Origin of the sequence: Geothrix fuzhouensis (genome assembly GCF_024609325.1) — a bacterium.
Taxonomy (GTDB): Bacteria; Acidobacteriota; Holophagae; order Holophagales; family Holophagaceae; genus Geothrix; species Geothrix fuzhouensis.
Window position 1 is genome coordinate 568240 of the sequence record NZ_JANHMQ010000002.1, and the last position, 22721, is coordinate 590960.

Annotated in this window: 16 protein-coding genes; 8 read left to right on the plus strand and 8 right to left on the minus strand. The window is 66.2% G+C overall.

Annotated features, from left to right (window positions below; translation table 11 throughout):
* Positions 1-3 precede the first annotated feature (3 nt).
* The 6 genes from NOV74_RS09850 (at position 4) to NOV74_RS09875 (ending at position 10007) form a co-directional block, all read left to right on the plus strand.
* Positions 4-3204 carry an efflux RND transporter permease subunit gene (locus NOV74_RS09850; protein ID WP_257311692.1) on the plus strand — a complete coding sequence of 1067 codons (3201 nt, stop codon included), beginning with the start codon at positions 4-6 and terminating at the stop codon, positions 3202-3204.
* Positions 3197-3901, plus strand: a complete 705-nt coding sequence (locus tag NOV74_RS09855; protein ID WP_257311695.1) for a nitroreductase family protein — start codon at positions 3197-3199, stop codon at positions 3899-3901. The genes NOV74_RS09850 and NOV74_RS09855 overlap by 8 nt, the downstream gene beginning before the upstream one ends.
* 43 nt (positions 3902-3944) lie before the next feature.
* Positions 3945-7358 carry a transcription-repair coupling factor gene (gene mfd, locus NOV74_RS09860; protein WP_257311698.1) on the plus strand — a complete coding sequence of 1138 codons (3414 nt, stop codon included), beginning with the start codon at positions 3945-3947 and terminating at the stop codon, positions 7356-7358.
* A gap of 140 nt (positions 7359-7498) precedes the next feature.
* Complete coding sequence (locus NOV74_RS09865) at positions 7499-7885, plus strand: cupin domain-containing protein (RefSeq protein ID WP_371748427.1); 387 nt, start codon at positions 7499-7501, stop codon at positions 7883-7885.
* Complete coding sequence (locus NOV74_RS09870; protein WP_257311703.1) at positions 7882-8484, plus strand: TetR/AcrR family transcriptional regulator; 603 nt, start codon at positions 7882-7884, stop codon at positions 8482-8484. Before NOV74_RS09865 ends, NOV74_RS09870 begins: the two co-directional genes overlap by 4 nt.
* A 110-nt stretch (positions 8485-8594) precedes the next feature.
* Complete coding sequence (locus NOV74_RS09875) at positions 8595-10007, plus strand: hypothetical protein (RefSeq protein ID WP_257311706.1); 1413 nt, start codon at positions 8595-8597, stop codon at positions 10005-10007.
* Here NOV74_RS09875 and NOV74_RS09880 read toward each other — a convergent pair.
* From NOV74_RS09880 to NOV74_RS09900, 5 genes are read right to left on the minus strand one after another with little or no spacing between them, the layout of a single operon-like run.
* Entirely contained in the window at positions 9992-11440 is a 1449-nt protein-coding gene (locus NOV74_RS09880; protein ID WP_257311709.1) for an HAD-IG family 5'-nucleotidase, read from the minus strand. The genes NOV74_RS09875 and NOV74_RS09880 overlap by 16 nt on opposite strands.
* A gap of 28 nt (positions 11441-11468) precedes the next feature.
* Positions 11469-12902, minus strand: coding sequence for a hypothetical protein (locus NOV74_RS09885; protein ID WP_257311712.1), 1434 nt, complete (start codon positions 12900-12902; stop codon positions 11469-11471).
* A 7-nt stretch (positions 12903-12909) separates the two neighbouring features.
* Entirely contained in the window at positions 12910-14331 is a 1422-nt protein-coding gene (locus tag NOV74_RS09890) for a hypothetical protein (RefSeq protein ID WP_257311716.1), read from the minus strand.
* A gap of 3 nt (positions 14332-14334) precedes the next feature.
* Complete coding sequence (locus NOV74_RS09895) at positions 14335-15750, minus strand: hypothetical protein (RefSeq protein ID WP_257311720.1); 1416 nt, start codon at positions 15748-15750, stop codon at positions 14335-14337.
* Between the two features lie 2 nt (positions 15751-15752).
* On the minus strand, positions 15753-17147 hold the full coding sequence (locus NOV74_RS09900) for a hypothetical protein (RefSeq protein WP_257311722.1): 1395 nt from the start codon (positions 17145-17147) through the stop codon (positions 15753-15755).
* A gap of 130 nt (positions 17148-17277) precedes the next feature.
* On the opposite strand from NOV74_RS09900, the gene NOV74_RS15480 reads away from it, so the two are divergent.
* Together NOV74_RS15480 and NOV74_RS09910 are read left to right on the plus strand one after the other, a co-directional pair.
* Positions 17278-19368, plus strand: coding sequence for a S9 family peptidase (locus tag NOV74_RS15480; protein WP_257311725.1), 2091 nt, complete (start codon positions 17278-17280; stop codon positions 19366-19368).
* Positions 19369-19394: 26 nt separating this feature from the next.
* Complete coding sequence (locus tag NOV74_RS09910) at positions 19395-20033, plus strand: hypothetical protein (RefSeq protein ID WP_257311728.1); 639 nt, start codon at positions 19395-19397, stop codon at positions 20031-20033.
* An 18-nt stretch (positions 20034-20051) separates the two neighbouring features.
* Here NOV74_RS09910 and NOV74_RS09915 read toward each other — a convergent pair whose 3' ends face one another.
* The 3 genes from NOV74_RS09915 to NOV74_RS09925 form a co-directional block, all read right to left on the minus strand.
* A complete protein-coding gene (locus tag NOV74_RS09915; protein ID WP_257311730.1) occupies positions 20052-20189 on the minus strand; it encodes a hypothetical protein in 138 nt (45 codons plus the stop codon).
* An 88-nt stretch (positions 20190-20277) separates the two neighbouring features.
* A complete protein-coding gene (locus NOV74_RS09920) occupies positions 20278-21588 on the minus strand; it encodes an alpha/beta hydrolase (protein WP_257311732.1) in 1311 nt (436 codons plus the stop codon).
* Between the two features lie 144 nt (positions 21589-21732).
* Positions 21733-22698 carry a patatin-like phospholipase family protein gene (locus NOV74_RS09925; RefSeq protein ID WP_257311735.1) on the minus strand — a complete coding sequence of 322 codons (966 nt, stop codon included), beginning with the start codon at positions 22696-22698 and terminating at the stop codon, positions 21733-21735.
* Positions 22699-22721 lie beyond the last annotated feature (23 nt).

Below are 22721 nucleotides of genomic sequence, written 5' to 3' on the forward strand. Positions count from 1 at the left end.
CCCATGTTCCTGTCTGATTTCTCCATCCGCAGGCCCGTTTTCACGGTCTGCATCATGCTGGCGCTGGTGGTGCTGGGCCTCTTCTCGGTGAAGACTCTGGGCATCGATCAGTACCCCAACACCGACATCCCCACCGTCACCGTCTCCGTCGTCTACCCCGGTGCCAGCCCCGAATCCGTGAAGCAGGACGTGGTGCGGAAGATCGAGGAAGCGGTCAATCCCATTGAGAAGATCAAGGAGATCAGCTCCACTAGCCAGGAGGGGCTGGGCACGCTCGTGATCCAGTTCCACCTGGGCCGCAACGTGGACAACGCCCTCAACGACGTGCGCACCAAGATCGGTCAGATCCGGCGTGATCTCCCGAGCAACATCGAGGAGCCCGTCATCTCCAAGTTCGACCCGGCTCAGCTGCCCGTGCTCTCTCTGGTGGTGAAGCCGGACGCGAAGCATCCGGAGATGAATGATCGTGAGCTGACCCGCATCGCCGAGGACTTCCTCAAGCGCCGCATCGAAAACATCCCCGGCGTGGGCAAGGTGGATCCTGTGGGCGGCAGCACCCGCGAGATCCTCATCCAGGTTGATCCCCAGAAGCTGGAGTCTCAGGGCCTTTCACTCCAGGCCGTGAAGAGCGCCCTGGCTGGTGACACCATGGCCATCCCCAGCGGCAACCTGCTTCAGGGCAACCGCGAGATGTCCGTGAAGGTGGATGCCAAGGCCAAGTCGGTGGGGGATTTCGATCACGTCATCGTGGGCAACAAGGAGGGCCGCCCCATTGAGCTGCGGGAAGTGGCGACGGTGGTGGACGGCGTCAAGGAGCGGCGCAGCCTTGCCCGCCTGGGCGGCAAGGATGTCGTCGCACTGGAGATCCAGCGGCAGACCGGCGGCAACACCGTGGCCATGGTGACTTCCGTGGAGAAGGCCCTGGATGAGCTCAAGCCCGAGTTGGCCAAGCAGGGTGTCGAGGTGGTCATCGCCAAGGACAACGCTCGGTTCATCATCAACAACGTCGAGGACGTGAACACCTCCATCTACGTGGGCGGCCTGCTCACGGTGATCATCGTATTCTTCTTCCTGAAGAGCTGGCGGTCCACGCTCATTACCAGCCTCACGCTGCCAGTGTCCGTGATCTCCACCTTCATCATCATGCGGGCGCTGGATTTCACGCTGAACACCATGACGCTCATGGGTCTCAGCCTGGCCATCGGCATCCTCATCGACGATGCCATCGTGGTCCGCGAGAACATCACGCGGCACGCGGAGATGGGCAAGGACCACGTCACCGCCGCCCGCGAGGGCACGGCGGAGATCGGCCCGGCGGTCATCGCCACCACCATGTCCATCCTGGCGGTGTTCGTGCCCGTGGCCTTCATGGGCGGCATCGTCGGCAAGTTCTTCTTCCCGTTCGGCATCGTGGTGGCCTTCGCCGTGGCCGTGTCGCTGTTCGTGAGCTTCACGCTGGATCCCATGCTCAGCTCCGTCTGGCCGGATCCCGAGCACGAGAAGAGCGCGGACGGCCATGTGCACTACAAGGGACGGAACCCCATCATGCGGAGTGTGGAGGCCTTCAGCCGCATGCTGGACCGCTGGGAGGGCTTCTACAAGACCGCCATCGAATGGGCGCTGAATCACCGCTGGACGGTGATGCTTTCGGGCCTGGGCAGTTTCGTGCTCGCGATTGTCCTCATGGGCCTGCTCGGCAACAACTTCATGCCGGACTACGACCGGGGCGATCTTCAGGCCAACTTCAAGGCGGAGCCCGGCTCCAGCCTCGCGGCCACCCGCGAGAAGGGCTTGGCCCTGGAGAAGGCCATCCAGGCCGTTCCAGGCGTGGCCTTCACCTACACCACCATCGGCACGGGCCTGAACGGTACCGTGGATTCCGGTGGCATCTACGTGAAGCTGAAAGACGGCAAGCGCCCAGACCAGGTGGTGATCCGCCGGCAGATCCGCGAAGCCTTCCGCTCCGTGCCTGGCGTGGATGCCTCCATCGGCGCTGCGAACGACTGGGGCATGGCCTTTCCGATCATGGTGGCCGTGCAGGCGCCGGATCGGGCTGCGGTGATCCAGGCGGTACCCCTCGTGAAGGAGGCCCTGCGGAGCGTCCCCGGAGCCGTGGACGTCACCACCAGCCTGGACAGCGGCAAACCGGAACTGAGGCTGGTCGTCGACCGCAAGGCCGCCTCCGACCTGGGCGTGAGCCCGGCCCTGGTGTCCCAGATGGTGCGTCCCTTGGTGGACGGCGAGAAGGTGGCGAAGTACGAGGATGAGAAAGGCGAGCAGCGCGATGTGCGCGTCCGCCTCGCCGACCAGGAACGCCGCTTCACGACGCAGCTGGCCAACATGACCGTGCAGAGCACCAAGGACATCGGCGGCGGCAAGCATCCCCTCGTCCGCCTCAACCAGGTGGTCCGCTTCGAGGAGGGCATTGCCCCCGCCAAGCTCCAGCGCCATGACCTGATGGAAGAGGTGGAAGTGGACGCCAACTTCGATGGCTCCACCCTGGGCGAGGTCAGCGCCGGTGCTGCGGCCAAGGTCGCGGCCTTGAAGGCCAGTGGCAAGCTGCCCGAAGATGTCCGCGTGGAGTTCCTGGGGCAGACCCGGGACAGCAAGGAGACGGCCGGCTACATGGGCACGTCCCTCCTGCTCGCGGTGTTCTTCATCTACTTTGTGCTGGCCAGCCAGTTCGAGAGCTTCAAGCTCCCCGTCGCCATCATGGCCAGCCTGCCACTGTCCATGGTGGGCATGGTGCTGATGCTGCTGGTGACGGGCGATTCGATGTCCATGATGACGAGCATCGGCATGATCCTGTTGATGGGCCTCGTGACCAAGAACGCCATCCTGCTGGTGGACCACGCCCTGCACCTGGAGCGAGAGGAGGGCATCTCCCGCCGCCAGGCCATCATCCGCGCGGGCACCGTGCGGCTGCGGCCCATCCTCATGACGAGCTTCGCCATGGTGGGCGGCATGCTGCCCCTCTTCCTGGCGCTGGGCGCGGGGGCCGAGATGCGGGCTCCCATGGCCCGCGCCGTGGTGGGGGGCCTCATCACCTCCACCATGCTCACGCTCATCGTGGTGCCGGTGTTCTTCGAGATCATCGAGGACTTCACCCTGGTCAAGGTCTGGGCCTGGATCCGGCGGCGCATGGGTCGCGGGGAAGTCGAGCCTGCCGCCGTTCGCCCGCTGGCGGAGGCGCCGGATGCCTGAGTCGCCGTTTTTCGCCGCCGTAGAGGCCCGCCGCACGGTGCGGGACTTTCTGCCGGACCCAGTCCCCCGGGAGGTTCTGGACCGCGCCCTGGACGCCGCCCGGCTGGCGCCCAGTTCCAGCAATCTCCAACCGTGGGAGTTCGTGATCATCCGGGATCCCATGGTCAGGCAGGCGGCCAATGCCGCCTGCCTGAACCAGATACCTGCCAAGACGGCGCCGCTGCTGATCGCCCTGATCACCCACCGCGACACCTGGCGGCGGAACCGGGATGAGATCCTGCGAACCTTTGCAAGCCGAGGACCCCTGCGCCCAAGTCAGGCGTCCTACTACAAGCGCATCATCCCCACGATCTACACCGTGGGACCCTTCGGCGTGCTGGGGCCGGTGAAACGGGTCTTCAGCCGTGTCGTCTCCCTGTTCAAGCCCATGCCGAACCTCATGGCCCGGGAGGATGTCCGGATCATGGCCCACAAGAGCACCGCCCTCGCGGCCGCCACCTTCATGCTGGCCATGCGGGCGGAGGGCTATGACACCTGCCCCATGGAAGGCTTCGATCCCTGGCGAGCCAAGGCCCTGCTGGGCCTACCCAGGGGCGCCGAGGTGAACATGTTCCTGGCCGTGGGGAAGCGCAGCGACAAGGGTGTGTGGTGGGACCGGGTGCTCATGCCCAGGGAATGGGCGGTGCGCGAGATATGAGCGCTCGTCTCCGGGGGCCGCTTGAGGCACTCTGAAGAACGCTATGAATGCTGTTGGCCCTGACCTGATCGATCTGCTGCGCTCGGCCGAGGCCCCCGCGGAGGTCCTCACCGCCCCTGGCGCCCGCCTCCGCTGGACCTCTCCTCCAGCGTTGGCGCTGGTCCTGGCTCGCTGGATCAGCCGCGAGGGCCGGCTGCAAGCCTTGTGGGTGGATGCTCCCACAGAAGGCGAGGCCCGCACGCTGGCCCAGGATCTTCAGGCCCTGCTGCCGGAGGCGGGCGTCGCGCACTTCCCCGGGTTCGCACCCTACGCCGGTGGCGAGAGTAGCCCGCCGGGCATGGTGCTGCGGGATCGCTTGTCGACCTTGGTGGGCCTGTTGGAGCGCCGGGTGCAGGTGCTGGTGACGGGGCCACTGGCCGCGTTCGAGAAGCTGCCCCATCCCACCTGGTTCCAGAGACAGAAGCTCGAGCTGCGCCAGGGTGCCGAGGTTCCCCGGGAGTTGCTGCTGGAGACCCTGATCGCCCTGGGCTACCGCCGTACGGAGATGGCCTCGGAACCGGGCGAGTTCAGTTCCCGCGGCATGGTGGTGGACCTCTGGCCCGATCACCTGGCCCAGCCCCTGCGCCTGGAGACTTTTGGCGACGAGCTGGAGCGGTTGTCGCCCTTCGATCCCGATACCCAGCGCCGCACGGGCGAAGCCCTGGAATCGCTCACGCTCTATCCCCGCTTCGAGGGGGAGCGCGGCGACGGCCAGGCCTTGCTGGACGCCGTGGCCTCCCGGGCGGACCGGACGCTGGAGCCCGAGGATGACCTGGCCTTCCGCCGGACGCGGCTGGCCACCCACGGCCATTTTCCCGGCGAGGAACTGTTCCACCCGTTGCTGGCCCAACCCAAAGGCCAACTGGTCCACTGGGTGGCACCCTGCCTGCGCGTGCGCCTGGAGGGCACCTGGGAGGAATCCCTGCGGGAGGCTGAGCGGGCCCGCATCGAGGAAGGCCTGGCGGCCCTTCGCCGGGGCGGCGTGGTGTGTCCCGACTTCGAGGACCGTTTCCTGCCGACGGAACCCAGCCGGGCCACCTTCCATCTGACGGAATGGCAGAGCGAGGCCACGGTGCCCCTGGTGGCCCTGCCCCTGCGGGAATTCCAGGGCCGCCTGCCCGATCTGGCCACCCATGTTCAGGAGCTGGCGCTCACGGGTCATCGCGTGTTCCTCGCGGGCTCGACGCCTGGGATGAAGGGCCGCTTCGCGGAGTTCCTCCGGGACTACGATCTGCCCCAGGCCTACGGCACGGAGACCGGCTGCCGGGCGATCCAGCTCACCCTGAGCGCGGGCGTTCATCTGAAGGAACCGGCTCTCGTCGTGTTCACGGAACGCGAGATCTTCGGCCGCAAGGCCGTGCAGGCCGCACCGAAGAAGTCCCGTAGCGCGGCCTTCCTGTCGGATCTGCGCGACCTCAAACACGGCGACCGCGTGGTGCACCTGGATCACGGCATCGGCGAGTTCGTAGGCTTCGCCACCCTCACCGTGGGGGGCGAAGAGCAGGAGGTGCTGCAGCTGCGTTACGCCGACGGCGGCCAGCTCAACGTGAGCCTGGAGCGGGCGGACCTCGTCCAGCGCTACACCGGCGCCGAAGGCCACCTGCCACCCCTGGACAAGCTGGGCGGCGCCAGCTGGGCCAAGGTCAAGCGCAAGGCCAAGAAGGCCATCCGCGACATGGCCGACGAGCTGCTCAAGCTCTACGCCCAGCGCAAGCTGGAGAAGGGCCACGCCTATCCTCCGGATGGGCCTGACATGGCGGCCTTTGACACCAGCTTCCCGTTCACGCTCACGCCCGACCAGGTCGAAGCCATCGAGGCGGTGAAGGCGGATCTGGAATCGCCGCGTCCCATGGACCGCCTGCTGGTGGGTGATGTGGGCTTCGGCAAGACGGAAGTGGCCATGCGCGCGGCGGCCAAGGTGGCGCTTGAAGGTCGCCAGGTGGTCGTCCTGTGCCCCACCACCGTGCTCTGCTTCCAGCATTTCCGGACCTTCAAGGAGCGCTTCGCCGGCTTCCCCATCCGCATCGAGATGCTCAACCGCTTTGTCGATCCGGCCGAACAGAAGCGCATCCTCCAGGATGTGGCGGACGGCAAAGTGGAGATCGTCATCGGCACGCACCAGGTGCTGGGCGCCCGGGTGAAATTCGCCGACCTCGGCCTGGTGGTGATCGACGAGGAACAGCGCTTCGGCGTGGGGCACAAGGAGAAGCTGAAGAAGCTGCGCCTCAACGTGGATCAGCTCGCGCTCAGCGCCACGCCCATCCCCCGCACGCTGCACATGAGCCTTACGGGGCTGCGCGAGATCAGCCTCATCGAAACACCGCCCAAAGACCGCCTGGCCATCGAGACCGTGGTGGCGCCCTGGAGTGACGAGCTGGTGCAGACGGCTATCCAGTTCGAGCTGCGCCGTGGCGGCCAGGTCTACCTCGTGCACAACCGCGTGGAATCCATCGTCAGCATCGCCGCGCGGGTGCGCGAGCTGGTGCCCGACGCCCGCGTGGCCGTGGGCCACGGGCAGATGACCGACGAAGGCCTGGAGCAGGCCATGCTCGGCTTCATGGAGGGCCGGGTGGACGTGCTGGTCGCGACAACCATTGTCGAGAACGGTCTTGACGTGCCCAACGCCAACACGCTCATCGTCCACCGGGCCGACGCCTTCGGCCTCAGCCAGCTCTACCAGCTGCGGGGTCGCGTCGGCCGCAGCGACGTGCCCGCGTACGCCTACCTGCTGATCCCGCCCAAGCACGAGATCAGCGAGGACGCCCGCAAGCGCCTCCAGGCCCTGGAGGACTTCTCCGAGCTGGGCTCCGGCTTCCGCGTGGCGGCCATGGATCTGGAACTGCGCGGCGCCGGCAACCTGCTCGGCGGCGAGCAGTCCGGCCACATCCATGACATCGGCTTCGAGCTCTACGTGAAGCTGCTGGAGGAGACGCTCTCGGAGCTGCAGGGCCAGCCCAGCAGCGCTTTCGAGGTGAAGGTGGACGGTCTGGCCCCCGGCGCCCAGCTTGGCAGGCGCTGGATCGATCAGGCCGCCGAGCGTCTGGTCGCCTACAAGCGCATCTCACGCCTCCGGGAGGAGAAGGACCTGGAGCTGTACCGCATGGACCTGGAGGACCGCTTCGGCCACGTTCCCGAGGACGATGCCGACACCCTCCGCTTCTTCGAACTGCTCAAGGTGAAACTGCGAGCCCAGGCCCTGGGCGTATCCGAGGTGGCCGTGGACAAGGGCTCGCTCAAATTGCGCCTCAGCCCGCAGACCTCCGTGGACCCCGTGAAGCTCATGGCCTGGGTGGGCCGGCAGAAGGGGGCCAGCCTGAGCCCCGACGGCGCCGTGCGCCTGCCCGCGCTCGGCACCCAGGACGGCCCCGTGATCCAGGCCCAGCGCGTGCTGGCGGAGTGGGCTGCGCTGGGGGATTGAGCCCGAGGGCAAGGTGCCCCTGGGGCATTGAATTCGCCGGATGATTTTTTTCGACTCTCCCGCTTGACGGGTCGGACCGGGGGCCTAACGTGTCCCTAGACTGATCAGTCTAATACTGGAAAAAACCAAGGAGGATGTCTATGCGGATTGCAAAAGAAGACGTTGAAACCAGGCTGAAAGTCCCGGGTGTCACCATTCGTCAACACATCGGATTCGGTGACATGAGCGGGTACTCCCGTGTCAGCGGGGAGTACTTCTCCCTGGCGGCGGGTGTGGACACGACGCCGCTGTTCAAGGGGCTGGACGGCGATCTGTGCCAGTGCCCGCACTGGGGATTCGTGCTGAAGGGCCGGATCACCACCACCGACGCGGCTGGCCGCCAGGAGACCGTGGCCGCTGACGACCTGTTCCACTGGCCCCCCGGCCACAACGTCCGGGTGGACGAGGACGCGGACCTCATCATGTTCAGCCCCCAGCACGAACATGGCCTCGTCATTGACCACCTGATCGAGAAGACGAGGGGATGACACATTCGACGAAGCAGCACCTGATCGTGGCGGGGCTTCGCATGCTGTTGGAGCGCGGCTACAACGGTCTGGGCATCGAAGCCCTGCTCTCGGCCACGGGCATTCCCAGGGGCTCCTTCTACCACCACTTCAAGGACAAGGAGGATTTCGCGTTGCAGGTCGTGGAGGCCTACATGACCCAGGTGCATGCGGGCCTGGACGTCTGCCTCCAGGACCGGACGCGGCCGCCCCTCGCTCGGGTGCGTGCTTTCTTCGAGCTGACCCAGCAGGCTTACCGGGAGCAGGGCTACATGGGCTGCCTGCTGGGAGGCCTCGGCCAGGAGCTGTCGGGCGTGAGCGAGGCCTTCCGGGCCAAGATTGAGGCCTGCTTTGCCGCCATCGCGGCACGCCTGGCCGCCTGCCTCGACGAGGCCCGGCAGAGGCATGAACTTCCCGAGGGTTGCGATGTGCGGCAGCTGGGGGATCTCCTGGTGAATTGCTGGGAGGGCGCGGCCCTGCGCAGCCGCTTGCGGCGGGACCCGGCCGCGCTCGCCGCAATGCTGGACTTCTATCTGAATGCCGTGGCTGGCCGCGGGACCGGAACGCCCGCGGGCCCGTGACCCCCAGCCCCAGCCTCAGATCGGTGGCCGGTCCGGATCCACCGTTCGCCGATCCGCGGCCATGGCCAGGACAGTTAGGCCTACCTTGGAGGCGTTCCGTCGGGGGTTCCATGTCGTCCTTCCTCATGTCCGAAGCCAACGCTCTGGTCCGCACCCTTCAGGCCGTGGCGGCCTTCATCCTCTTCACGGTGTTCGCGCCCATGGTTTTGCATGGCGCGGAGGTGAAACCGGAACCCCGCATCGTCTCCCTCAAGGGCTTCGAAGCGGTGGAGGTTCGTAGCCAGGGCTTCACTCTGCCGCGGCCCATGAAGATCCACGTCTACGCCAAGGGTGGCGGGCTTCGCCGCTTCGGCCACAATACTGGCGACAATCCCCTCTTCGCCTACGGCTGGATCCTCAACGCGGCTACCCGCGAAGTGGTGTGGCAGATGGACGGGTCGAATACCAAGCGGGACTGGGATTACCGCGTGGCGGATCAGTACCTCGACCTGCCCGCCGGCAGCTACGAGGCCACCTTCGCCAACCACGGCTTCGGCCAGAGCCTGTTCCTGGCCCAGTGGACCCGCAACATTGATCGGCGGACCCTCCCCGCCGAGCAGGCCGAACGGCCCCGGGGGTTCCTGGCGGCTTTCGGCGCGGACAAGACGAGCTTGCTGCGCCACTGGCGGGAGCAGGTGGGGAACTACGGCCTGGAGATCTACCTCCCCGGCGGGAATCCATCGGACGTACCCGTCTTCGAGGCGCCTCTGCGCTGGAAGAACATCCTCGTCTCCCTCGCCGCCACCACCGACAATGGCCACTGGGTCCAAGCCTTCCATGTCCGCAAGCCCGTGACACTCCACCTCTACGCCGAGGGCGAGGGCAGCGGACGGCGCATGCACGACTATGGCTGGATCACGGCAGCCCACACCCGTGCCCGGGTCTGGGAGATGACCATGGACAAGAGCCAGTTTGCGGGTGGGGCCCAGAAGAACCGAAGGCAGGTGGAGACCATCCAGTTGCCCGCAGGCGACTACGAGGCCACCTTCATCACGGACGATTCCCATTCGCCGGCGGACTGGAATGCCCCGCCACCCTGCGATCCCCGGCTGTACGGCCTGACGATTGCTGTTCCCTCGAACGCCGATCTGGCGGCGGTCTCTCTGGCCACACCCTTGACCTGGCCCGTGCTGGCCGAGCTGGTGAGGGTTGGGAACAACCAGGACCGCAGCCAGCCCTTCACGCTGCCCTCGGCCCAGTCGGTCCGCATCTACGCCATTGCGGAAGGGAGCGGCGACGAGATGGCCGACGAGGCCTGGATCGAGGATGCCTCTGGCAAGCATGTGTGGGTCATGGATCGCAGCCGCTCCCAGCACGCCGGTGGCGCCACCAAGAACCGGCTGGCCGACGAGGTGATCAGTCTGCCCAAGGGCACCTACACCCTGCGCTTCAAGACGGACGACAGCCATGCCTATGGCCATTGGAACAGCGGCGCGCCATGGGATCCGGAACACTACGGCGTGACGGTCTACGCGGTGAAGTGATCGCCTGGATCATGGGGCAGGCTTCCCCGCGGTGAACGGAAGTAGGCAAAGGGAGTGGCGTGCAGGAAGTTCGACACGCGGCTGGTGTAGACGTCGGCGTAACGCTCAATTTGTCGCGTAAGGTGGCTCTTGTCGTTGCCAGCTCGCGTGAGCAGACCCCATCTGGCATTGACGAGCTCAGTGCCGGCCCTGGCCAGAGGGGCGATCTCGGCATCCAGGGCCAATAGTTGGCCGCGGAGGTCGTGGATGCGCGCCTCCAAGGTGGCCGCGTCCGCCGTAGGAGCGGTGCCATACCCCGTATGGAGGCGCTGGAGGGCCAGGCGCGCTTGGGAAAGCCGGGCCTCCATGGCCTCCTTTTCCCGCATCATGGCCATGAGGCGCTGTTCGGTGGGCTGGAAGGCCTCCAGAGCCGCCACCTCGGCATCCAATTCGCGCAGTACCAGGGCTGTGCGCCAGCTCAGGGTGCGCTTGCTCACATGCACGTCGCCGAACATGTGGTCGCCCACGTAGAGGATCTCGTCGCCAGCGATCCCCAGGTCACGCTCCACCTGGGCCGCACAGCCGCCCAGATAGAGGCCGCCCGGACGCAGGGGGCCCATGAGGGGACGCAGCAGACCCGCCTCGTCCACCACCTCGAAGAAGGGGCCATGCTCGGTGAAGAAGGTGGGTTTGCGCGCGGCGACGATCACCACGTCGAAGAGCTGGCGCCAGGTCATGTTCCCCGGCAGGTGCCGGTCATAGGCATGGGCCATCATCTTCGAGGTGAAGGTCCACTCCGAGTTGGTGATGAGCAGCAGCTTCTTGCCCGCGGCCTTCTGATCCAGAAGAGCCAGGGCCGCCTCGGGATCCTGCACCACGTAGCGTTCGGGCGCGGCGGCGATCTCGGCTTTCAGGTGGCCTTCGAGGTGCTGGGCGTCCACCCGGGCCCGCACGTGGCGGTAGAGGCTCACGTACTCGAAGGGGCGGGGCAGGGCGCCACGGTCCAGCAAATCCACGGCCTGAGCGTAGAGACAGCCCTCCGAGAGCGAGAACAGGGTGTTGAGGAAGACCCAGCGGGAATCACTCAGATCCACCAACGTCTGGGCGTAGGCGTCCCGCTGCTCGGCGTGTTCGAGCATCCGTGTGCCGTGCATGGCCCGCTTCACGAAGCCGAAGCGATTGGCCTTCACCAGGTTGCCCAGCTCGGTATCGATCACCAGACCCCGGGCCACCATCCGGGCATCGAACTCCATGCCCTCCACGGGCCAGCCCTCAGAAGCCAGCCGCTCCCGGGCCTGGCCGTAGACCATCTGCTCGAAGGCCGCCACCCGGTAGTCCACCAGGGTGTAGTCCATGTCGTAGCCGATGGCCCGCACGGAGCGGAGATTCAGCGTCCGGTTGCAGTAAATGCCGCGGCCGGGGGGGAGAATGCGGGGGCTGTCCAGGGTTTCCATGTCCAGGGCAGGATACCAAGGTGCGGCATCAGCGGCGTGTCGCCGCCAGAATCTGCTTGGCGTTGGTGAGGATGGCCGACACGATGGCCTTGCGCTGTTCCAGAAGATCCATCAGCTCGGGGCTCGTGGCGGTGGTGGTACGGCCATCGTCCTCGCCCATCTCCCTCAACTCCGCTGGCAGGAGGAACCTGCGGCGGGAGGCTTCCTGCTGAAGCCGCTGGATGCCATCCGCCGCCTGACGGTTCAAGGCGTCCTGCTCCTTGGATTCCCGGGCTTGTCGCAGGCGCCGAATGTCCATGTCCATCCTCAGCAGGGTCTTCTCCAGCCGGGCCAGAAAATCCTCTGCTGCAGCAGCATCGAGGTTCCGCAGATGAGAGGCGAGGGACTTCACCTTCCAGTCCACCAGCGCATCGTTGAGGGCCAGCGCGGAACCCTCCGCCGCCATGGCTTCGGACTTCCCCGACACGAGGAAGGCCAAGGCGTCGGGCGCATAGGGCTCCAGTTCGAGACGGGTCAGGCGTCCTGTGCCGGGATCCCAGACCGCTTCGCGGATGCGGGCCGCCTGGCCCCCAGGAGAAAGTACCGCGCCGATGGCGCTGGAGGCCCCTGGAAGATCGAAGGTGGCCTCTGGTTTTGAACCCCTGGTGTCAGGACCGGGAGCATCGGCCCAGAATTCGAGCTGGAGGGGGCGTCCGGAACGGGATGGGCCCACCACCGCCCACTTCCGGCCGGCCCAGTCGACGACGAGGGGCTGGTAGGTCGGGTGAGATGCGCGGAGGAGGAGGAGACGCGCAGATGCTTGTCTGAACCACGCGCCAGCCTCGACGGGGATCGGTCCATCCGGGTTGAAGGTGGCTGGCAGCTGGGCTGGCGTCTCAGCGCGCGCCACGCTCTGGACCCCGCCGGTACCTCGTTTTTCGAAGAGCCGATTCGGCAAATACACAGGGAACACGGAGGCTGCCATGTTCGACATCCGGTACTGGAACAGGAAGAGCCCCAGGGACAGGTCGGGAAGGACGGGATTGTAATGGTATTTGGCAGGGTCCTCGATGAAGTCCCCGACACCCCATGAATGACGCCGGCCGCTGCCCAGGTCGTCTCGGATGGCCGTGATCCGGGCCATGCCCTGGGTGTCTCCCGGCTCGGAGACCATCTCCAGCGACAGGCCGTGTTCATAGGGACCCAGGCCGGCCGGGCCCTCCACCCGCAGTGCCCGCCAGAGCAGGCGCCCCTGGGCATCGAAGCGCGTGGGATAGACGACGAAGCGACCAAGGTAGGTGGTGAGCATGGCCCCGGCGAGGGGCGTGCCCGGGAGCTGGGGCCCCCAGTGGGCTGGCATGGGCTCCTCACGGAGGTCATTCGCTTTCACCACAGCGGGATAGCGCGGGATGGGCGGCTTCCACCCCGCCAGGAGCGGGAGGGAGAGGCCGGCGACGAGCAGGAGGGCGGAGGTGCGGATCATGTCAGCCTCAAAGTGGAGTTACATTGGAACCCAGCCCCTTGGGCCGGGCCTGGACGGGGATCAGGTCCTCGGGTTTCACGCCCAACTGGGCGGCGATCTGGGCGCGGGAGACCTGGAGGTCGCGGATCATGGCCTCGAGGGGTCTCTTGAGGGCCTTCTGCTTCTGGAGGATCAGCGACACATCGCCCTGGCGTTCCAGGATGGCGCCCCAGCCATCCAGCTCCGCGGCCAGGTCCACGCTGGTGCCGATGATGGTCTTGCCCAGATTCCAAGTCGTGCTCACGGGCTTGAAGACCGGCGAGACGTTCTGAACGTTGGAAGCGATGAAGTCAACATGCTCCATGAGGGTGTGTTTGGCCTTGGGCCAATCCAGGGCCTGCCCCGCGGCATCGTAGCGATCCCCCAGGGTGGTCGTGAACTCGGTGTAGTCGTTGAGGTGCGAGCAGGCCTGGACGAGCCTGTTGAAGGTTTTTGGATTCTTCTTGAGGCGGGCCAGCCAAGCGCTGTTTCGTTCCGGAATGATGATGTCAGTGAGCAGGCTTGTGCCCCGCTCCATGCAGGCCTGGGTTGCCTGATCGATTCTCCAGCCCCAGAACTCCATGTCCCGCTGGATGGCGCGGCCCTCGGAGCCGAGGCTGGCGGCCTGGCGCTTGAGCCGTTCCAGTTGGGCTTCCAGTTCGTAGAAGCGCTGACCCAGCACGCGCAGATCCTTGTTTTCCGCCATCATCCTCTTGAGCCTGGCCTGGGCGGCCTCCCGGCGCTTCAGCAGATCGTCCGCCGAAATGGGCTTGGTGCGCTTGGTGCCATTGGCCTCCCGGAGGAGGCTGGGCGTAAAGGTCTGGCTCTGGCTCAGGTCCACCACGGGTGCAGGATCGCTGAGGGCCCCGGCCAGGCCACCCCCGGCGGCGGAATCGAAGCCGTCCGAAAGGGACGCCCGAAGGCCCTCCAGGCTTTCCTTGTTCTGGGATGTGCGTTCCTGTCGCTGGTGGTCAATGAGCCCATTCATGCGGGTGGCATAACTGTTCGTCCAGGCTTGCAACTCGGCTTGCTCCCGCTGAAGCGCGGCCTGCCGCTCTGCCTCGATGCGGGCGAGCTCGGCGGGACTGGGGCCCGTTGGGGACGTGGGCGTCAGGGCCTGGCTCAGGAGGTCGCCGAAGATGCCCACAAGCAGCGTGGCGTTCCGGCCACTGGTTGTATTGATCCACGGGACTGGTTTCAGCTTCGGGATGACGGTCTTTTTGACCTGGAAGGAGGTTCCGACCTTGCTCCGATCCACCTTGGCGTTGCTGATCGCCTCCAGTTGGCTGAGGGCGCCCCCACTCTGGCTGCTCTGGGGTTTGGGTGGGGGTGCTTCATTGTGGAGGCCGATCTGGGCCCGGAGAAGGGTCGAGACGGAGACGACAAGGATCGAGATGGCTGGTCGGCGCATGGATCACCTCCGCAAGTTGGCCAGTGACTGTTTGGCGCTGCCGAGGATGGCCATGAGGATGGCCTTGCGCTGCTCCAGCAGATCCGCGAGACGTTCACTTTCCGTGGCCGGAGTTGCCTGCACTTGGGTAGCAGGCTGCCCGGTCTTGGCGGCGAGTTCCGCCTGGGCTTGGTGCTCGGCTTCGGCGCGGGCGGCGACATCCAGGCGAGATCGGATGCCCTTCACCTCTAGGTCCAGCTTGAGGAGACCCTTTTCAAGGCGGACAACGAGGTTCCCCGTCGACTGCAGGTCCTGGGAGAGCAATTCTCCGGGCAGGGTCAGGGTCTTCCACTCGACCAGCGTATCATTGCAGAACTCCTCGATGGATTCCCCCTGGGAGGAACGTGCAGGCGGCATTTGAGCACTAGGTCGAGCACCACTGAGAAGGGACTCGACATTCGGCTTCCAGGGATCGAGACGAAGGTCCGTCAGGCCTTCCGAGGCGCCATCCACCCGAATGGAGCGGATAAAGAAGAACTGGCCGTTCACCCCGAGAATCTGGCCTGCTGCAAAGCCCCCAGGGGGTTCGATCCAGAGCCCTTCCGGACGGAGGCCGCCGGACTTCTCCGGCGGGGCATCGAGCCAACATTCCAGGGACGGGAGCATCCCACCGGGAACACGGGCATAAGCAAGGCCTCTTACAAAATTCGCCTGTCGCTTGCCAGGCGAATCGGGAAGCTCCAGCGTCACAGAATGGAAGCGGGGAAGCTCGCTGCGGGTCTTGAGAAGTGCGCGGATAGTCGGATCCCAGATGGCGTCAGAGCGCAGAATTCTGCTCTCGTCGTCGGTGATGAGCTCCAGCCAGCCGTCGGCGGGGTCAGCTGGCGGAACGCGTCGCTCGGCCTTGATGCGGTAGGTGTGCTTTGTCGGCCTGCCGATCATATGGAATTCGAGGGCCGTCACCTCGCATTCAGGTGCGGAGGTCATTGCGTAGGCCAATAAGGGGACCTGCCAATTGAAGTTCGAGCCATTCACGGAAGTCAGGATCATGAAACGCTTGAATCCTGCCTTCTTGGCAGGGCTTCCGTCGATGGCTGAGGCCATGATTGGTGGGAAATTTTCCTTGAAATCGGTGGGTCGCGGCTCCCATGGACGGATTTGAATGCCCACATAGTAGGGGCCGTAGCCCACCGGCCCCTGAATTCGCAGGATGCGTGGCCCCGCACCCTTTTCCAGATCGAACCGGAGCGAGGTGAACAGGTATTTGCCCGCAGGCAGGGTGGCCACAACGCCGTAATTTGGCTTGCCTGGTGCCTTGGCTGCCAGATTTGGGTGGGCGGCTTGGAGGCCCAGGGAAGGACTTTCCAAGGCCGCCGGCGGGGTAACGGGTGGGGCGGCAGGAGTGGTCTGGAGGAGGGCAAACAGGAAGGCTGCGAACACGGTCATCTCCTCAGGGTGGGCAGGGACTGCTTGGCGCTTCCCAGGAAGGCCATGAGGATGGCCTTGCGCTGGTCCAGTAGATCCGCGAGACGTTCGCTTTCCGTGGTCGGAGTTGCCTGCACTTGGGGCGCGGGCTGCCGGGTCTTGGCGGCGAGTTCCGCCTGGGCCTTGCGCTCGGTCTCGGCGCGGGCAGCGACGTCCAGGCGTGCGCGGATGCCCTTGGCCTCGAGATCGAGCGCGAGGACGCCCTTCTCGACCCGGATCACGAGGTCCTCCGCCGGTCCGAGATTCTGCGCGGCCAGGAGGCCCGGCAGGGTGCGCGTCTTCCATTCCACCAGGGACTCGTTGGCCAGCAGTTCGATGGACTCCTGGAGGGGAGGGGCGTTCAGCCCGCCCAGGTCCTTCGCCAGGGTGGCACCGCCCAATAGCGCGGTTATGTCTGGCTCCCAGGGACGGAGCTCCAGGCGGTCGAGGCGCCCGGTCACCGGATCCTGGCCGCTGCCAAGGATCCGGTACCAGTGATCCTCAATCCGAATGGCCCTGCCAGGCCGGAGGCCATCCGGGGGCTCAGGCCAGAGGTCGACGAGCCCTGTGTCCCAACTGCCGGTGAGTGGATCCTCCTGCCAGAACTCGAGCATCAGGGAGGAGTCCGGGGACGGCTCTCCAGGGTTGCGAACCACCCAGATCCTGCGGCCAGCCAAATCGAGTGGAAGAGGTACGAATCGCGCCTGCTGTGACCGCAGGATGAGCAGATCCCGCCAGGTCTGCCTGCCGTTCAACCATTCCTGGGTCTCACTGTTGGCCTGGACGGGTTCTAGGGTCCCATCACCGGGGCCCACGGGCCCGTCCAGCTTGCGCATGGTGATCCGGAACGTCTTCCGCGACGGGCCTCCGAATATCGGCAATTTCGCTGCGTCTACGTTGATGACGGGGGTGTTGGAGATGTGGAAGATGAGGGCTCCCAGATCCCATCCGAAGTTGCTCCCATCGATGCGTTCAATGACCCAGCGCCCTTCCAGGCCGGCCTCCTTCGCCGGGAGGCCGTCCTGGGCACTCGTGATGGCGAAATAGTTGGCATACCAGATCGGATGGAGGGCGTTGTTCGGGGCTTGTTGTTGCGGATGGAACTGCAGCTGGACCCCGAGCCGGTAGGGCCCCATGCCCGCCGGCCCGAGAAACCGGTAGAGCTGCGCCTGCACCTTGTGGGTGACGGGATGGAATCGGAGGTTGGTGAGCAGGATCTTGCCCGAGCGGGTCGTGGTCTGGAGGCCGTAATCCGGAGCGCCTGGTGCCTTGGCTGCCAGGGCCGGCGCGGAGGGCTCGTACACGCGGGCGACTGACTGCGAGGGGGGAAGTTGGGCCTGCAGCAGGCCCAGGAGGAGCGCAGCGATCAGCATGGTGCCTCCGGCACGGCGGATGGGTCGGCTGGAAAGAGGAGTGCCCCCATGGTAGTCCCGCGCCAGTCGAACATGATCACAAGGTCATCGTTTCTTCTATGCGATGCTGAAGGCCTCCTTCGGAGGGTTTGTGCGCCTTTTTTGCCTCGTCCCAGCCACCGCCCTGCTGCTTGCGTTGCCTCTGAGGGCCGCGGAGAAGCGGGCCTTTCACATCGAGGATCTCTACCGATTGAAGGGTGTGCAGCACCTGGCCTTGAGTCCGGACGGATCGAAGCTCGCCTTTGAGGTGTCCAGCCAGGACCTGAAGGCCGCCACGCGGAACACGCAGATTTGGCTGCTCGACACAACTACGGGCACCACGAAGCAGCTCACCTTCTCGGGCAAGGCGGACACGGCGCCCCAGTGGTCGAAGGATGGGAAGACGCTCTACTTCCTCTCCAGCCGCGCAGAGGGCAGCCAGCTCTGGGCGCTCGATTTGGCGGGTGGCGAAGCCCGCAAAGTGACTGCCTTCGAGGCCGGTGTCGGATCGCCCAAGCTGATGCCGGGCGGGAACCAGGTGGTGTTCCAGGCCACGGTCTTCCCCGAAGCCATGGCCGACGGGGCGAAGCAGAAGGACCTGGCGGACAAGCTGGAGAAGGGGCCCGTGCAGGCGCATCTGGCGGACACGCTGCTCTACCGCCACTGGACCGAGTGGCGCGACTTCCAATACAGCCACCTCTTCACCGCCACCTTCGGAGGCAAGGTGGAGGCGCTCACCTCCGGGAAGCAGGACTACCCGGCGGATGCCACGACGCCGAGCTCCCAGAGTTTCGACCTCAGCCCGGATGGCAAGGAAATCTGCGTCGTCACCAACATGGATCCCGTGCCGGCCCGCTCGACCAACCAGGATCTCTTCCTGATCTCGCTGGATGGCGACCGCACGCCCCGCCGCATCACCGACAACCCGGCTTACGACGGTGACCCCAAATACTCACCGGACGGCCGCTACCTCGCTTACAAGTTCCAGACCCGTCCTGCCGTGGAGTCCGACCGCTTCCGCCTCGCGGTCTACGATCGCCAGACGAAGGCGCGCAAGGTCCTGACCGAAGCCATCGACAATTGGGTGGACAGCTTCCAGTGGTCCGAGGACGGCAAGACCCTCTGGTTCACGGTGCAGGAGAAGGGCCGCTGGCCGCTCTTCCGCGTGGAGGTCGCCACCGGGAAGACCACCCGCATGCTCGACGGCCAGAGCATCCGCGAATTCCAGGTGAGCCCCGACCAGAAGGCCGTCTACCTCAGCAAGACCCGCGTGGGCGAGCCCGTGGAGGTCTGGCGCTACACCTTCGAGGGGAAGGAGCTGAAGCGCCTCACCGACTTCAACCAGGCGGTGGCCGATGAGGTGGACATCCGCCCGGCGGAGGAGTTCACCGTGAAGGGCGCCGACGGCAAGGATATCCAGGTGTTCCTGGTGAAGCCCCACGGCTTCGATCCTGCGAAGAAGTACCCGCTCATCCTCAACGTCCACGGCGGCCCGCAGATGATGTGGTCCGACACGCTGCGTGGCGACTGGCAGGTCTACCCTGGCGCGGGCTACATCGTGGCCTTTCCGAACCCGCATGGCTCCACGGGCTTCGGCCAGGCCTTCACGGACGCCATCAGCGGTGACTGGGACGGCAAGGTGCAGACGGACATCGCGAAGGTGGCCGATCACCTCGCGGCGCTGCCCTACGTGGACAAGGACCGCATGGGTGCCATGGGCTGGAGCTGGGGCGGCTACGCCATGATGTGGCTGGAAGGCCACACCACGCGCTTCAAAGCCATCGCCGCCATGATGGGCGTCTACGATCTGCGCGCCATGCACGGCGCCACCGAGGAACTGTGGTTCCCAGAGCATGACCTCACGGGCACGCCCTGGGACCAGGCCGCCGCCTACGAGCGCATGAACCCCAGCAGCCACGTGAAGGCCTTCAAGACGCCCTGCCTCGTCATCACCGGTGAGCGCGACTACCGCGTGCCTTACACCCAGAGCCTGGAGTTCTTCACAGACCTCCAGGAGATGGGCGTGCCCAGCCGCCTCATCGTCTTCAAGAACGACGGTCACTGGCCCGACAACCTGAGGTCCATGCCCGTCTACTACAACGCCCACCTCGAGTGGTTCCAGAAGTACCTGGGCGGCGCCGCCGCTCCCTGGAAGACCGAGGACTTGGTGCGGAACCTGGCGTTCGGCTCCGCCGGGAAGTAGCATCAGGTCAGCCCCCAGGAGATCCCATGCGTCGATCGGCCGCGCCTGCCCTGATGCTCGCCTTCCTCTTGGCCTGCGCCGAGAAGGAGGCGCCGACTCCCGCCGCGGCTCCGACTCCGGCCACGACCCCGGCCGCTGGCGCACCCGCCGCCCAGCCCTCGGCCCAGCCGGCCCCTGCCGGGACGAAGGCAGAGCCAACGGCCCCTACTCCCAAGACCACCGAGACGGCCCCCAAACCGGCCGCGCCCACGCCCGCCGCCACGCCCACTCCAGCGCCTGCGCCCGTGGCCGCGCCGGTCCCCGTGCCTGCTCCCGCGCCCGCCGCGTCCCCGGCACCCACCCCCAAGCCGGCACCCACGGCCGCTGCGGGGCCCATGCCCTCCCTGGCCAGCAACGGCCACGCGGCGGTGGGCGCAGGCGCCTGCAGGATGTGCCACCGCCTCCAGCATGATTCCTGGTCGGCCACGGCCCATGCCAAGAAGGGCCTCGACTGCGAGGCCTGCCACGGCAACGGCGCCGACTACAAGGCCATGTCCGTCATGAAGAACCTGGCGGCCGCCAAGGCCGCAGGCCTGGTCCTGCCCACCCTGGACTTCTGCCGGAAGTGCCACGGCGCCAAGGCTGACGCGGCCCTTCTGCCCCGGGCGCACGCGCACAAGGCCTAGCGGATCTCACAAGCCTTCCTATTTCTTCTTCTTGGCCGGAGTGAGGGCAGCCGGCGCCACGGGCGCGGCCAAGCGGCCGGACAATTCCGAACCTCGAGAAGTGGCCCCATGCACGACGGGGGGTTTGGCTTTCTTGGGTTTCTTGTCGTTGGACATGCATCCTCTTTTCGGAGCCCCGGGCAAGTCGAGCCGGAACCCGTCGCGAGGATGGGCGCAATGGCTGGAATCCATTGAATTATTTTCGTCAGGGTTTCGCGCCCTTCAGCTTCCAGTAGCTCCCAGCTCCGGCCACATGCTGCTCCAGGCCACGGCGGGCGGCGCGGAGACCGTCCTGGAGTACCCGGCGGATGTCGCTGATCACCGGCGGAGCCGTGGCGAAGTACGAGTGTTCCAGGAAGCTGGTGTCCAGTCCCGAGGCGTCGATGGTCTCGATGCCCGGCACCACCACGATGCCTTCGGCGGTGTCGCCGGCTCGCGGGTAGCCATGGACCTTCTTGGAGGCCAGCAGGGCGTTGTCGCCATCCGAGGCGTAGAGGGTAATGCGCTTGCACCCGGCGGCGAGGGCAGGGGCGATGTCCCGCTTGAAGATCTCCGCGTCGATGTCTGGGGCGGTGAGGATGATCTCCTTGAAGCGCCCTTTGAGCTTCGGCTGTTCCGTGAAAAGTTGGCGCAGGGCCCCGGTGAGGGCGCGGTTCCCCATGGAGTGCGCGATGAGGTAGATATCCTTCACGCCGCTCTTCTGGGCGAAGTCCATCAGGAACCGCTTCAGGTTCGCTTCGCTCCACTGCACGTTGTTCTCGTCCGTGGTGTAGCCCTGGAGGGTGCCCTGGGAGGGCCAGCTGTAGAACACGGGCACACCGCGGTAGTCCAGGTCATAGGTGATCTGGGCCGTGCGCCGGGCCGCATCGTTGAAGGACACGTTGTAGCCGTGGACGAACACGAAGCTGGAACCGGAGGAACCCTGCGCCTGGACCTTGGCCTTTACGCGGTTCAGGAAGCCCATCCGGGTGTGCGGGGTCCAGTCCAGGATGGTCATGTGCTTGCGGGGATCCTCGCGGAACTCCAGCCGCCAGATGGATGGAGCTTCGATCTCGCCGGTCTTGTGGCCGTGCGGGACGCTGACCGTCACCTCGCCGTAGGCGATCCGCTCTCCTCGGCCGCCGCCGAAGGTTCCGGTGCGGGGGTCCAGCTTCCGATCGGTACCGAACATCACTGACACGCGGGCATAGGCCTGATCGCGCTCCACATTGGGGTTGGCCCCCACGGGCGCGGGGCGCGGCGGCGGTAGGGGCGGGCGAGTGGAAGCCTCTCGTCGAGGCAGGTCGGCCCTTTCCTCCATCCGGTGCGCATCGCGTTCCCGGGGTGCATCCAGGTTGATCGGCGGTCGTGGGGACGGGGCCGGCGCGGGAGGCGCGGACGCCTCGGGCGCGGGCGGAGGTGGTGGTGGCGCCGGGTGGACCACCGGGGGGCGGGTGGAGCAGGCCACCAGAAGCCCCGCGACCACCGCAGGCCATAGGCTTTGGAAGGGCATCACTCGGTGCTGGGGAATGGGCATGGCACCCTCGACGTGGGACGCTCTGACAGCGGGGCAGGGAACTCCGGACTTTCTCGGGATGACCGGATTCTACGACCTGGGCGCCCTTGGCGAGCGTTTCTCCTTCAATCCCATGGGGACATGGTGTTCGTGAACCAACCCGGCTCAGGGTCGCTGGCTGGCGGTGGCCGCGCCGGAGGTTCGGGCGGCCACCCACTTGTCGATGGCTTGGCGGACGGCCGGCATGGCCTGTTGGGCGGCCACGATGCCGGCCTCCATGCAGCGCTTCTTCTGGGTGAAGTCCAGGGTGCCCACGTCGCCGATGGCCGGCGAGATCAGCACGTCCGCATCCTTCTTCGAGTGCTCCACGTTGAGGGCGAACATGATGTTGGTGGCCTGAAGGCTCACGCCCAGCAGGTTGGTGATGTCCGTGTTGCCCACGTTGGCGCTGATGTCCACGGCGATGACGAGGTCGGCGCCCTTGGCCCGGGCCACGGAGATGGGGATGTTGTCCACCACACCGCCGTCCACCAGGATCTTGCCCATGTGCTGCACGGGCTGGAACACGCCGGGAATCGCCGAGCTGGCGCGCACGGCGCGGGCCACGGAGCCTCGGTCCAGCACCACCTCCTGGCCCCAGTTGAGATCCGTGGCCACGGCCGCGAAGGGGATCTTCAGCTGCTCGATGTTGGCGGGTTTGATGTGCTTCTTGACCCAGGCCTCGAGCTTGTCGCCCTTGGCGAAGCCCATGCCCGCCACGGTGGAGAGGACGCCGAAATCGAAGAGGTCGTCCTTCTGCAGCTGGAAGGCGGTCCACTCCAGGTCGAAGCTGTTGCGGTCGGCGGCGTAGATGGCACCGATGAGGCTGCCCACGCTGGTTCCGACCACGAGATCGACGGGGATCTTCTCCTGCTCCAGGGTGCGGATGACGCCGATGTGCGCGAAGCCCCGCGCGGCGCCCCCGCCTAGGACGAGCGCGATCTTCGGCTTGGGCGGCGGGCCCTGGGGCTTCGGTGGGGCCACCACGACGGGTGGCGGCACCACCACGGCCGGCGGCTGGCAGGCCAGCAACAGGGTGAGGCCGAGCAGGGCGCCGACCTGAGTCATCCGGGTTGTAAACGTGCGGATCATGCTCCGAGAATACCCGAGGCCTT